Consider the following 12,743-nt stretch of genomic DNA (forward strand, 5'->3'; position numbering starts at 1 on the left):
CGTCCGTCCCGTCAACCGCCCCAACGTGCACCTCAGCGCCGCCGGTGAAGGGGGTTCTAAGCCTACCAACCCAAACCCGCAAGCAGAAAATGAAGAAAAATCGGTAAAAAATGAATTTGTCATTTTCTATTGGAAATCATGCGCTTGGCGTAACTTTTGTTTGCAAAAGTCTGAGTTGGTGAAAGTTTGCGTCCCGCACCGCAATATCTAGCGACGTGGCTCGGAGCGCTCACAAGACCTACCGTGCCTCTGCATTGATGAAGTTGCTCAGATCAGGGTGGATTGCCGGAGATTCGGTGGCGACTCGGCTCGATTTGCGGTGCCCGATCGGAATCACCCGGCCAAACCCACCTGCCGCGCCGCTCCTCACATTCAATTCGTTGCATTGGTGCGAGGCATCGCGCTACACATGAAAGGTGTATGCCGTTCGCTGCCACCCTTCCGATATGCAAAAGGAAAGATCATGAAAAAACTTCTCCCCTCATTAGTACTGGCTATCGTCGCCTCCTCCGTGTCCGCGGCGGACCTGGTGACATACGAGTCCGATCAATCCTTTGAGGACGTCACTTTCGGGCTTGAGAACGCCATACTCGACGCCGGTCTGGTGATCGACTCCGTCAGCTATGTTGGCGATATGCTTGAGCGCACCCGCGGCGATGTCGGCTCTGACGTCACATTGTATGAGCACGCCGATGTTTACAGTTTCTGCTCTGCCCAGGTATCGCGCGAGGTGATGGAGGATGATCCGATGAATATCGTGTACTGTCCCTACGATATCTTTGTCATGGTACGCCCGGACTCGGCGGATGTCACAACCATTGGCTACCGTACCTTTCCTGAGGGTGCGATGAAGAAGGTCGAGGACCTTCTTGACAGCTTGAGCCGTGCCGCGATCGGGCTGGAAGAGTGACGAAATACTGACGTGACATCACAAGGAGTTCATTTGAATTCCTGAAGGGCGCGGGCTTAGCGGCTCGCGCCCTTTCGTCAAGCGGGACCGGCGGGTTTCCCCGCTCATCCAAACCCGCCTCTCCTTCGTTAAAGGTATAGGACGCGCAGGACGCCTCCCAACGCATGACGAAAGGACGACTTAAATGTTTCGCAAGACAACTCTCGCTCTGACCACTGCTGCAACCATGTTCGCCGGCTCCGCTTTTGCCGAAGGCCATTCCATGGATATTGTCGACACGGCAATTGACGCCGGGTCTTTTGAGACACTCGTGGCTGCGGTGCAAGCCGCCGGTTTGGTTGACACGCTGAAAGGTGATGGCCCGTTCACGGTTTTCGCCCCGACTGATGAAGCGTTCGCCGCATTGCCCGAAGGGACCGTGGACACTCTTCTTCAACCGGAAAACAAAGATCAGCTCGTTTCGATCCTGACTTACCACGTCGTGCCGGGCAAGGTGATGTCAACCGATTTGACCGACGACATGGAAGCCGAGACCGTGGAAGGCTCCACAGTCATGATCGATCTTGATAACGGTGTGATGGTCGACGGTGCCACCGTCACCACCGCCGATATCGAAGCGTCAAATGGCGTTATCCACGTCATCGACAAAGTGATCATGCCCGACAGCTAAATTCGGCAATCGGACTGATGCTTGGAGAGGCGGCATTCTTGTCGCCTCTTTTCTTGAGCCCCGAGCCATACACTTGCAGCCGCTGATTGCGTCGTTATGGATTGGGGATGTTCCAACGGCTCTCTGAAAATGGTTTCGACATCGCAATCCGCAATCATGCGGGTGCCATTCTTGCCGTAGATTTCCCCCACATCGCTGACGAACTGATTGACGCGCTGTTGGACCTGACGATTCCGGCGACCGAATTGATCGGATCGGGGGGTGGGGAGGCGCCGTCAACGCAGCGCTTGCGCCGCCGTCTTTACGACGCGCACTGGCCCAAGCACAATTTTGAATTCAAACTGATCGTCGATGGCGTCGAAAGGGTGTCTCAAAGCCACGAGATCGACCATGTTCGACTAACCGAGTCGGGCACGATTGCGCTGGAAATAGAGTGGAACAACAAGGATCCGTTCTTTGATCGCGACCTCGAGAACTTTCAGCGCCTTCATGCCCAGTCCGCGATTTCCGCGGGTATTCTGATTACGCGGGGACAAAGCCTGCAAGACCAAATGCTCGCCATCGTCCAGCGGTGCATCGAAACGCACGGTTTCGTGGACGAGGCCGAGATGGTCACCGCTTTCCAGATGAAGGATCGGACCAGACGTCAGCGGGACGCGGTGCAAAGACACCTGCACCGGCAGGTTCCATTTGCCGAGGCATTTGCCAGACAGTTTGTGAGCGACAAGTTTGGTGCCGCAACCACCCATTGGAGCAAGCTCAAGGATCGCATCGACAGAGGTGTCGGAAATCCTTGCCCGCTGTTGCTGATCGGGTTGCCCGCATCAATCATTCAGGAGTGATCACTCCGCCGCAGTGCTGACCCCGGAATTGTGTTTGTAGGTTTTCCATGTGGGCTTGTAATCATCGTCAGCCTGGTTGCCCCAAACGGTCCAACCGTCACGCACACCACGACCGAACAATTCGAGATACGGACCCCAAGAGCAATTCTCGATGATCTTGTACTGTTCGTCCGGCTTGCGGCTATGCTCGCGTTTGCGCGTTTTCAGAACGTCGCTATCGGGCTCTTCGGCTTCGATGTAATTCACCTGCGAGCGCCCCGGTCCAAGCGTTCTGACGTTCTTGCCGCGCACTCCGAACAGCAAAATCTCGGTCACATTGCGGAAGTAGAACCCGACGCCGCGCCCGTCCGGTCCGCCGTCCTTGCGAATCTTCTCCCACACGATGTTGGATTTGTATTCAAACCCCCAGGCATTGAGGACCTGAAGCCCTTCGGGCAGCAGCGCATTGGGGACCCAGAGATAACAATGGGCACGATCTTCCATGTGCTCGGCCACTGGCAGCGCACAGATGTCATCCAGCGTCATCGTTGGATATCGGGCCAACCGCTTGTGTTCGGGCGCGATTTTACCGGTTCGGTTCTGAAACCGCCAAGGCGGATCAGCCATAACGGTGGCAAACCGGTCGTCGCCCAAGAACGTGCGGAGATCATTCGCAGCCGTCATGTGTCACCTTCGGTTGTGGTTTCGCTCCTGTCTAGATCAATATTTTGTATCGGGCAAACAAAGAACGCGGCCATGACCAGCATAGCATCATCCGATATCGACCTGTCCAAGGATGCCCGACACCCCTTAACAAATCATCAAATTGATCCGACAGGTTTTAAAAATTATGGCGACCGACACTATCCTCCCCGCAACATAGAAAAAAGGCGGGGATTGCCCCGCCTTTTTAGCCACGATGCACTGTGAACGTCAGTGAATAACGGCATCTTCCGGCCGCGGCCGGTTCGAAGCCGCGACGCGATCGCCGATTATCAGACCGTCCGCTCCGGCGCTTACCGGAACCATGTCGCCATCCGATACATCGCCTGCCAGCAGCATCTCGGCCAGCGGATCCTGTAGCGTCCGCTGGATCACTCGCTTCAAGGGCCGTGCGCCGAAGACCGGATCATATCCTTCCTCCGCAAGCCACTTGCGAGCACCGTCGTCAAGCCGAAGGTCGATCTTCCGCGCCGCAAGGCGCTTCAGAAGCCGGGCCATCTGGATGTCGACGATCCCGTCCATATCCTCGCGCTTGAGCCGATCAAAGATGATCGTCTCGTCCAGTCGGTTGAGGAATTCGGGCCGGAAATGCCCGCGCACCGCTTCCATCACATCGCGTTTCGCCTGTTCGGGATCGGCCCCGTCGGGCAGGCGCGACAACGCTTGCGACCCAAGGTTCGACGTCAGGATAATCAAGGTCTGCTTGAAATCCACAGTTCGGCCCTGCCCGTCGGTCAGAACGCCATCGTCCAGAACCTGAAGCAGCACGTTGAAGACATCGGGGTGGGCTTTTTCGACCTCATCGAACAGCACCACCTGATACGGACGCCGCCGAACCGCCTCGGTCAGAACACCACCCTCGTCATATCCGACATATCCCGGAGGCGCACCGATCAGCCGGCTGACCGCGTGTTTTTCCATGAACTCGGACATATCGATCCGGACCATTGCATTGTCGTCATCGAACAAAAACTCGGCCACCGCCTTTGTCAGCTCTGTCTTGCCAACGCCAGTCGGCCCCAGAAACAGAAACGACCCAAGAGGACGGTTTTCGTCGTTCAGTCCGGCCCGCGCACGGCGCACGGCGTTTGAGACGGCACGCACTGCCTGCTCCTGTCCGATCACCCGCTTGTGCAGACCGTCTTCCATGCGCAACAATTTCTCGCGCTCGCCTTCCAGCATCTTGGATGTCGGCACACCGGTCCACCGCTCGACAACACCGGCGATCTGTTCGGGGCGCACGGCCTCTTCGACCATGACGTCGTCATCGGACTCCTCGGCTTCGGACAGCTGCTTTTCCAAGCCCGGAATGACCCCGTAGGAGAGTTCACCAGCCTTGGCCAGATTGCCTTCGCGCTTGGCGATCTCAAGTTCCGCCCGCGCCTTGTCCAGTTGCTCTTTCACATCGCGCGCAGAAGCCAGCTTGTCACGCTCCGCTTGCCACTTGGCCGTCATCTCGGCCGACTGCTGTTGCAGCTCCGACAGATCTTTCTCCAGCTTTTCCAAACGATCCTTGGACGCCTGATCGTCCTCAAGCCGCAACGCCTCGACCTCGATCTGCTTTTGCAGGATGTCACGGTCCAGCGCGTCCAATTCCTCGGGCTTGCTGTCCACTTCCATCCGCAGTCGCGACGCCGCTTCGTCCATCAGGTCGATCGCCTTGTCGGGCAGGAACCGATCGGTGATGTAGCGATGCGACAGGGTCGCGGCCGCCACCAAGGCCGAGTCCGAAATCCGCACACCGTGGTGCAGTTCGTATTTTTCCTTGATGCCACGCAGGATGCTGATCGTATCCTCGACCGTCGGCTCCTGCACCATCACCGGCTGGAACCGGCGGGCCAATGCCGCGTCTTTTTCGACGTGCTTGCGATACTCGTCAAGCGTGGTTGCACCAACGCAGTGAAGCTCTCCGCGAGCCAACGCAGGCTTGAGAAGGTTCGACGCATCCATCGCGCCATCGGCCTTGCCTGCGCCAACCAGGGTGTGCATCTCGTCGATGAACAGGATGATTTCACCGGCAGCAGCGGTCACTTCGGACAACACGCCCTTGAGCCGCTCTTCAAACTCACCGCGATATTTCGCACCGGCGATCAACGCGCCCATGTCCAGCGACAAAAGCCGCTTGTTGCGCAGGCTTTCGGGCACATCGCCGTTGATGATGCGCAGGGCCAGACCTTCGGCAATCGCGGTCTTACCCACGCCCGGCTCACCAATCAGAACAGGGTTGTTCTTGGTTCGACGGCTCAACACCTGCATCGCACGACGTATTTCATCGTCGCGCCCAATGATCGGGTCGATCTTGCCTTCGCGGGCACGCTCGGTCAGATCGAGGGTGAATTTCTTCAGCGCCTCGTATTGATCCTCGGCACTCGCGGAATCCGCCGTGCGCCCCTTGCGCACGTCGTTGATTGCAGAGTTCAACGCCTGCGCATTGACAGCGCCCGCTTCCAAGGCTTCCTTGGCCGGGCTCTTCACCATTGTCAACGCCATCAGAATGCGTTCGACGGGTACAAAGCTGTCACCGGCTTTCTTGGCGATCTTTTCCGCCTCGTCCAGAACCTTGCCGGTTGCACTGTCAAGGAACACCTGACCGGCGTCACCCGTCACTTTCGGAATTTTCGCAAGTTTGCCATCCAGAGCCTGAACCACACGCTCCGGCGCACCGCCTGCATGTTTGATGAGGTTAGAGGCCAACCCCTGTTCGTCGTCCATCAAAGCTTTCAAAATATGTTCGGGCGCAAGCCGCTGATGGCTTTCCCGCATCGCAATCGTCTGGGCCGCCTGAATGAAACCGCGCGACCGTTCCGTGAACTTCTCTAAGTTCATGGTATTCTCCTTCATGTTAAGCGCCCGGATGATCAGGAACCCGCTGTTGCAGCGTCCCTACTGCGTGGGCCTCAAAGGATATTTGGGGAGAGTCCCACTCGTTCGCAAGCCCTCTGGCGCTTGATACAGACCGACGCAGCGCATAGGACATCAAAAACTTTAAGGAATGCGCAAATGTCCGATGACCGCCTGATTGTCGCCCTCGATGTGCCGAATGCCTTGGCTGGAATGGCGCTGGCTGAAAAGCTGGGCGATGCCGTGTCGTTTTACAAGATCGGTCTCGGGATGCTGACCGGCGGCGGCCTTGCACTGGCAAATGAGCTGAAGCAGGAACATGGCAAACGCATCTTTCTTGACATGAAGCTGTTCGATATCGGGGCCACAGTCGAATCCGCCGTGCGCGGTCTGGCCCAGTTCGATCTCGATTTCCTCACCGTGCACGGCGATCCGCATGTTGTGCGCGCCGCCAAGGAAGGTGCCGCGCGGTCGGACATGAAGATCCTTGCCGTGACGATCCTCACCTCACTGGAGCGGTCCGATCTTGACGACTGCTTGATCCGCGATGGCGCCATTCCGGATCTTGTTGCGGAACGCGCGGGGCGCGCTTTTGAGGCGGGTGCCGACGGCGTGATCGCCTCGCCCAATGAAGCAGCGATGATCCGCTCTTTGCCACAGGCAAAGGGACGTCTGATCGTAACTCCCGGCGTGCGCCCGGCAGGGTCGAGACTCGACGATCAAAAGCGGGTGGCGACGCCAGCCAATGCGGTGAAGGACGGTGTTGACCATATCGTCGTCGGCCGGCCGATCTGGCGGGCCGACGATCCGCGTGCCGCAGCCGAGGCGATCACCGCCGAGATGCGTCAGGCGGACGCAAAGGCACCCGACGCTTGATCTTTGCCGCGCGCGGCAAGCGGCCTATACTGAGGCACTTCACCCGGAGCGTTTGATGCCCGCCCTTTGCCGCGATTGCCTGCACGAGTTTGACCACGGCACACGCTGCCCGATGTGCCGCAGCCCGCGCGTGCTGGCGCATGACGAACTGTTCGACCTGAGCATCGCACACATGGACTGCGATGCGTTCTACGCCTCGGTCGAGAAACGCGACAATCCCGAACTTTCAGACAAGCCGCTGATCATCGGCGGCGGACGGCGCGGCGTCGTTTCTACCGCCTGCTACGTCGCGCGGATCAGGGGTGTTCGCTCGGCGATGCCGATGTTTCAGGCTTTGAAACTGTGTCCCGACGCGGTCATCGTAAAGCCGCGCATGGACGCGTATGTCGACGCCTCGCGCGCGATCCGCGCCATCATGGAAGAGCTCACGCCTTCGATTGAGCCGCTCTCGCTCGACGAGGCGTTTCTTGATCTCACCGGAACCGCCCGCCTGCATGGTCATCCACCTGCGGTAATGTTGGCCCGGTTGGTCAAGCGGATGCAGAATGAACTGGGCCTGTCCGGCTCGATCGGGCTGAGCCACAACAAATTTCTGGCCAAGATCGCCTCGGATCTTGATAAACCTCGCGGCTTTTCCGTCATCGGGAAAGCCGAGACCGAAGCGTTCCTGCGGCCGAAATCGGTCCGCATGATCTGGGGCGTTGGTATGGCCATGCAAGGAGCTTTGGAGACTGCGGGCATCAGGACGTTCGAAGATCTTCTACGCTGGGATCAAGACGACCTGACCCACCGCTTCGGCAGTATGGGGAACCGGCTCTGGCATTTGGCACGCGGACAAGATCAAAGGCGCGTGTCTGCCCACGCGCCGATGAAATCGATCTCCAACGAGACAACCTTCCACGAGGACATCAGCGATCCAGACCTGCTTGACGGTCACTTGTGGCGGATGTGCGAAAAGGTGTCAGACCGGGCCAAGGCCAAAGCGCTGGCGGGCCGGGTGGTCACGTTGAAACTCAAGCGGTCAAACTTCACGCTGGTCACCAAACGCACGTCACTGAGTGATCCGACGCAAATCGCGGATCGCATCTATCGCACGGCTCGGGGGCTTTTCGATCAGGTGGGCGACAACGGGCCATACAGGCTTTTGGGTGCCGGCATAAGCGACTTGCGTGCGGCCGACAGTGCAGATGTCTCAGGCGACTTGCTTGATCCAAATGGTGTGAAGCGCGCGCTGGCCGAACGTGCAACAGATTCGATCCGCGAGCGTTTCGGGCCCGGTTCGATCCTCAAGGGACGCGCGCTCAGATAGCTGTCACATCAGTTGGTTTTCTTCGTCAACCGCGGACACTCCAAGTGCATCCAGACCCGACTCCAGATGATCGGCAAGATGCGGAGTGCCAATCAGATAATCCGCCGTCGGCGTGGTCGCTTCGGTCACGGCGGTGTTATAGGCCTCGTCCCATTCCTCAACTTCGAACACACCGCGCCCGATCCACATCACGGCGACAAGTGCGGCCTGTTCTTCTTCGTCCATCCGGTCGATAAAACCGCGCATCTCGCCTTCGGCGCGGTCCAGTTCGCGCGCCATCACGATCACTGCGGCGACCTTGGTTGCACTGATTTTTTCCATCTCGATTCTCCCATTCGGTCAACCATACCATGATCCGGCGCAATGCCTGCGGCATTGATCTTACGCAAACAGCCGGTAGTAGAGCCAATCCGGCAAGAATTGGCTGCCCCGGAACACCCAGGAAAAGACCGCCGGAAAACTGCGTTTGAACGTGTCGGTGGTCATATGTTCGAAAATCTGTTGCGCTGCCTCTTCCGGCTGCATGATGAATGGCATCTTGAAATCGTTCTTCGCCGTCAGCCGCGTTTTCACGAAGCCTGGATTGATCAGCTGAACCTTCACGTTTGTCTTGTGCAAATCTGCGTGCAACGACTCCGCCAGCACCATGATGCCTGCTTTCGACGCGGTGTAGGCCGCCGCTCCGGGCAGGCCGCGGAAACCGGAAAGCGATCCGGTCAACACGATATGGCCCTTGTCCCGCTCGACAAATTTCGGAACAACCGCCCCCATGAGCCGCATCGCGCCGGTGAAGTTCACATCCGCCATCGCATTGGCTTGCTCGGCGTTCCATTCCTTGGCACCAAAGGGCCAATAGACGCCAGCCAGCTGCACGACGCCATCGACCTCACCAATCTTTTCAGCAGCGCTGTTGATCGAATCCATGTCCGAGACGTCAACCGTCACAACCTCTGCACGCCCCGGCAGGGAGTCGGCCAGTTCGTGCAACTTGTCCTCGCTTCGGGCGGACAGAATCAGATGCACGCCGGCTGCACTCATCTTGCGCGCCAGCGCCTCGCCAAGGCCTTCGCTCGCCCCGACCAACCAATACCGTTTGCCCGCCCAATCACTCACATCGTATCCTTCCTACGCAGTCCGGCCTTCAGATCGGCCATCGTCATTCCATACTTTCGAAACTGGACGCGACTCACAATGGTTCCAATTGGCGCAACACGAACCCTGTCGTGGATCGCCCTAGTTTTTCGCAATCGGCGTTGCGCTCAAAAGCGCGATCGCCACCAGCTTCAACAGACACGGCACGCCAGCATAAAGAAGTGTCAGCATCCGTAACGCAGAGGCACTGTTATCCTGCCCCGATTGAAAGCCGCTGGCCTCGAGCGCAGGCAGCAGTGCAATGGCGGCGAATGCCAGGGTGAACTTTGATACAAAGCTCCACAATGCAAATCCCTCGGTCGCATTGGGCGCAACGCGTTCCATGCGTTTGGCAAAGATCGCCGGAAGCAGGGTGAGGTCCGCCCCAACCGCGGCTCCCGAACCGACGCATATGATCGCGAACCAAACGGTGTCTCCGGCACCCAGCAACATCGCAAAGCTGAACGCAACGATGGCAAGCATCATTGCAACCATCAGCGCCGCTTTCGCGCCGACCCGTTCCGCCATAACGCCCCAAAGCGGTGCGGCGGCAGCGGCGGACACAAAGAACAGCAGCAACAGCGGCCCCTCCCATCCGGGGGCGAGAAGGCGGCTTTCCACAAAGAACAGAAACAAAGTCGAACTCACCGCCACCGGTGCGGCATTCACCAAAGCGATGAGCAACAGTCGTCTCGAAATGGAATCTCTGAGGATGACTCCAAAGCCTGTCGATGGCGCGGAGGTGCCGCCGCGCCATTCGGCGTGCATCGCAACGCCAGCGATCAGACACGCCAGCGCGAATACCATCGCATAAACAACAAATTCAGGCCAGGCGAGCGCCAGAAACACCGATGGCAAAACCGAGGCGATACACACGCCCAGAAGTGCGCCGGTCTCGCGCCACCTCGCAAGTCTGAGGTGACCAAAGCCAGAACCAAGGGTTTCGGCTTTCTGAACTCCACGCGCATAGAAATTGATCGTCAGAAAGCTGAAGGTGGAAAAAACCAGCGTCAACATCAACGCGAACCAGACGAGGGGATCGACCGGCGGCGCAATCGCGAACAGACCGATCATCGCAGCCCCCATGATCGCCAAGGCACACGCAACTGCGGCGGCTTGATAGCGCCGTACCAGAACTGCCAGTTTGCCCAAAAGCGGATCCTGTATCACGTCCAGAAGCCGCAGCGCGAACAGCACGGCGCCCAATGCGGCGAGGTTTACCCCGTACTCGTCGACATAAACTTTCGGCGCGTGGATATAGATCGGCAAACCGGCAGCGGCGAGAACGGCCGCGAACACAGCGTAGCGACCCAACGATTGATTTTGGTCCGACACTATCGGCTGACATCTTCCATCGGCGGCTCGGGGCGGGTGCGGTAGCGCACGCCTTTCCACCAAAGCTTGAGCGCTTGCCAATGGATCAATGCCAGAACGCGCCGCGATCCCAAGGGGCGGCGCAGCATCGAATGCAGTATCGAGCCGTTGCTGATTGGCTTCCGCGGCCCAGTCAGCGTGGCGATCAACCCTCCGGCGCCTTGGGTGTAGTCGATCCAGATGCCGATCTTGTCCGGGCGGATATCGAATCTGAACTCATATCCACCCTCGACAGGCTGGAATGGGGAGACGTGGAAAATCTTGGTTGCGCTCAATCGATCAGTCGGGCCGATGGCTGAATTGTCGGGCTTGAAACACAGATAGGAGTGTCTGTCTCCAAAGGTGTTTGACACTTCTGCAATCACGGCAACGAGTTGGTCCGTCTCGTCATGCGCCAGCCAGAACGAGACCGGGTTGAAGACATGCCCCAACATGCGCGGTTGCGCGAGCAACAAAAGTTTGCCCTTGGCGCGCACCTGATGGGCATCCAAAACCTCGCGCGCCCATTCTGCACCACGCCCCTCACCCGGTTTGCCACCATGATCGCAATCCTGAAGGCTGGTCAGGTTGCCGGCATTCCGCGAAAACAAAGCGGGCGTTTCGGGCTCTGCTTCGGCGTCCAGCAAGACGTAGTCGATGGAGTAGCGAAACGCGTTGTCAGGCCCGCCTTTGCGCGCATGATAGGTGTGGCCGATGATGTGATCGACACCGCTCATGCCGCCGCCACCGACGCCGCACTGCGCGCGCGGATTGCCTCGACCACGTCAACAGCACTGCTCAGCCCGTCCTCGTGAAAGCCATGTTTCATCCATGCACCACAAAACCATGTGTGATTCGTACCATTCATGTCGTGAAGCACATCCTGCCCGGCCAGCGCTTCAAGATCATACACTGGATGGCGCAATGTGCATTCATCATAAACAAGATCCTCGCGGATGGGGCGCGTGCTGTTCAACGTGACGAAATGCGGATCGTCATGCGGGATCGGCTGAAGGTTGTTCATCCAGTAGGTCAGATCAATCGTGTTCATGTCCTTGGCCGGGCGTTCCGTATAGTTCCAGGACGACCAGCAAATGCGGCGCGATGGCATCACGCGAGTATCGGCATGTAGCACGACGCGGTTGGGCTGATACCTGATTGCGCCAAGCGCGCGCTGCTCTGTCCGGCTTGCGTCAGACAAAAGCCGCAACGTGTCGTCGGAATGTGTGGCAAAGATCACCTCGTCGAACCGTTGCCATTCACCACCCCGCGCCTTGACTTCGGCACCGTTCATGTCGCGTCGCACTCCGTCAATCGGCGTACCGGGGCGCAAGGTGACACCGCGCTGCGCCATCGAGGCCTCCAGTCGGCGCACATACTCAACCGATCCGCCTTGGACGGTGTACCATTGATGTTGGCCGGAATACGACAACAGCGCATGGTTTTCCATGAACTGGACTAGAGCATGAGCGGGGAAGTCCATCACCTTTTCCGTCGGCGTCGACCAGATCGCTCCGGTCAGGGGCAACAGGTAATAGTCGCGGAACCAGGGACCGGTGCCCAGTTTGTCAAGAAACGCGCCCAGGCTCAGCGTCCGGTCATGCGTCGCGTCGAGCGCATTTTTGTTGAATTTCGCGATGTCGCGCAACATTCGCAGGAATTTCGGATTCCACAGGTTCTTTTTCTGCGCGAAAATCGACCCCAGCGTCGCGAGCGCATACTCGATCCGCCCGCCATCAAGACTGGCTGCAAAGCTCATGTTGCTTTTGGTGACCGGCACATCAAGCGCCTCGAAGAGACGGGCAAGATGGGGGTAATTCGCGTAATTGAACACAATAAAGCCCGTGTCCACGGGCTGATCGCCGCGCTTGCCGGCCATGATCGTGCGCGCGTGCCCGCCAAGTCGCGGTTCTGCCTCGAACAGTGTCACGTGATGATCCTCGGCCAGCATGTGTGCGGCACCCATTCCAGATATACCTGCGCCAATCACGGCAATTCTTCTGGGTGCGCTGGCGCTGGCTTCGAATGGCATAGTCAACTCTCTTTGTGTGGTTATACACAGGGTTACGCAGCCAACGGCACTTCGGATGAGAAAAGAACAAAGAATTT

General features: G+C 58.3%; 13 protein-coding genes. 6 read left to right on the forward strand and 7 right to left on the reverse strand.

What is annotated here, in order from left to right:
- The 4 genes from ACGKZZ_RS00005 to ACGKZZ_RS00020 all read left to right on the forward strand — a co-directional run.
- On the forward strand, positions 1-211 hold a 211-nt coding region (locus tag ACGKZZ_RS00005; RefSeq protein ID WP_411221369.1), incomplete at its 5' end, for a hypothetical protein.
- A 252-nt stretch (positions 212-463) separates the two neighbouring features.
- Entirely contained in the window at positions 464-910 is a 447-nt protein-coding gene (locus ACGKZZ_RS00010) for a DUF302 domain-containing protein (protein WP_411221370.1), read from the forward strand.
- Between the two features lie 184 nt (positions 911-1,094).
- Complete coding sequence (locus tag ACGKZZ_RS00015) at positions 1,095-1,580, forward strand: fasciclin domain-containing protein (protein ID WP_411221372.1); 486 nt, start codon at positions 1,095-1,097, stop codon at positions 1,578-1,580.
- A gap of 107 nt (positions 1,581-1,687) precedes the next feature.
- Entirely contained in the window at positions 1,688-2,422 is a 735-nt protein-coding gene (locus ACGKZZ_RS00020; RefSeq protein ID WP_411221374.1) for a BglII/BstYI family type II restriction endonuclease, read from the forward strand.
- Here ACGKZZ_RS00020 and ACGKZZ_RS00025 read toward each other — a convergent pair whose 3' ends face one another.
- Positions 2,423-3,085, reverse strand: coding sequence for an MT-A70 family methyltransferase (locus ACGKZZ_RS00025; RefSeq protein ID WP_411221376.1), 663 nt, complete (start codon positions 3,083-3,085; stop codon positions 2,423-2,425).
- Between the two features lie 249 nt (positions 3,086-3,334).
- Entirely contained in the window at positions 3,335-5,950 is a 2,616-nt protein-coding gene (gene clpB / locus ACGKZZ_RS00030; protein WP_411221377.1) for an ATP-dependent chaperone ClpB, read from the reverse strand.
- A 174-nt stretch (positions 5,951-6,124) separates the two neighbouring features.
- On the opposite strand from clpB, the gene pyrF reads away from it, so the two are divergent.
- On the forward strand, positions 6,125-6,841 hold the full coding sequence (gene pyrF, locus ACGKZZ_RS00035; protein ID WP_411221379.1) for an orotidine-5'-phosphate decarboxylase: 717 nt from the start codon (positions 6,125-6,127) through the stop codon (positions 6,839-6,841).
- Positions 6,842-6,896: 55 nt separating this feature from the next.
- A complete protein-coding gene (locus tag ACGKZZ_RS00040) occupies positions 6,897-8,150 on the forward strand; it encodes a DNA polymerase IV (RefSeq protein ID WP_411221381.1) in 1,254 nt (417 codons plus the stop codon).
- Between the two features lie 3 nt (positions 8,151-8,153).
- Here ACGKZZ_RS00040 and ACGKZZ_RS00045 read toward each other — a convergent pair whose 3' ends face one another.
- The 5 genes from ACGKZZ_RS00045 to ACGKZZ_RS00065 form a co-directional block, all read right to left on the reverse strand.
- Complete coding sequence (locus tag ACGKZZ_RS00045) at positions 8,154-8,471, reverse strand: DUF3775 domain-containing protein (protein WP_411221383.1); 318 nt, start codon at positions 8,469-8,471, stop codon at positions 8,154-8,156.
- A 60-nt stretch (positions 8,472-8,531) separates the two neighbouring features.
- Positions 8,532-9,263 carry an SDR family NAD(P)-dependent oxidoreductase gene (locus tag ACGKZZ_RS00050; RefSeq protein WP_411221385.1) on the reverse strand — a complete coding sequence of 244 codons (732 nt, stop codon included), beginning with the start codon at positions 9,261-9,263 and terminating at the stop codon, positions 8,532-8,534.
- Positions 9,264-9,383: 120 nt separating this feature from the next.
- Entirely contained in the window at positions 9,384-10,616 is a 1,233-nt protein-coding gene (locus ACGKZZ_RS00055) for an MFS transporter (RefSeq protein WP_411221386.1), read from the reverse strand.
- A complete protein-coding gene (locus tag ACGKZZ_RS00060; protein ID WP_411221387.1) occupies positions 10,616-11,371 on the reverse strand; it encodes a DUF1365 domain-containing protein in 756 nt (251 codons plus the stop codon). Before ACGKZZ_RS00060 ends, ACGKZZ_RS00055 begins: the two co-directional genes overlap by 1 nt.
- Entirely contained in the window at positions 11,368-12,666 is a 1,299-nt protein-coding gene (locus ACGKZZ_RS00065; RefSeq protein WP_411221388.1) for an NAD(P)/FAD-dependent oxidoreductase, read from the reverse strand. The genes ACGKZZ_RS00060 and ACGKZZ_RS00065 overlap by 4 nt, the downstream gene beginning before the upstream one ends.
- Between the last annotated feature and the right edge of the window lie 77 nt (positions 12,667-12,743).

It is taken from the genome of Marivita sp. S2033, assembly GCF_046592965.1.
In the GTDB taxonomy this organism is placed as follows: Bacteria; Pseudomonadota; Alphaproteobacteria; order Rhodobacterales; family Rhodobacteraceae; genus Marivita.

Coding starts and splice junctions, on each gene's coding strand:
- pyrF (WP_411221379.1), top strand. CDS start 6,125: ATGTCCGATGACCGCCTGATTGTCGCCCTCGATGTGCCGAATGCCTTG.
- ACGKZZ_RS00040 (WP_411221381.1), top strand. CDS start 6,897: ATGCCCGCCCTTTGCCGCGATTGCCTGCACGAGTTTGACCACGGCACA.
- ACGKZZ_RS00045 (WP_411221383.1), bottom strand. CDS start 8,471: ATGGAAAAAATCAGTGCAACCAAGGTCGCCGCAGTGATCGTGATGGCG.
- ACGKZZ_RS00025 (WP_411221376.1), bottom strand. CDS start 3,085: ATGACGGCTGCGAATGATCTCCGCACGTTCTTGGGCGACGACCGGTTT.
- ACGKZZ_RS00010 (WP_411221370.1), top strand. CDS start 464: ATGAAAAAACTTCTCCCCTCATTAGTACTGGCTATCGTCGCCTCCTCC.
- ACGKZZ_RS00020 (WP_411221374.1), top strand. CDS start 1,688: ATGTTCCAACGGCTCTCTGAAAATGGTTTCGACATCGCAATCCGCAAT.
- ACGKZZ_RS00015 (WP_411221372.1), top strand. CDS start 1,095: ATGTTTCGCAAGACAACTCTCGCTCTGACCACTGCTGCAACCATGTTC.
- clpB (WP_411221377.1), bottom strand. CDS start 5,950: ATGAACTTAGAGAAGTTCACGGAACGGTCGCGCGGTTTCATTCAGGCG.
- ACGKZZ_RS00060 (WP_411221387.1), bottom strand. CDS start 11,371: ATGAGCGGTGTCGATCACATCATCGGCCACACCTATCATGCGCGCAAA.
- ACGKZZ_RS00065 (WP_411221388.1), bottom strand. CDS start 12,666: ATGCCATTCGAAGCCAGCGCCAGCGCACCCAGAAGAATTGCCGTGATT.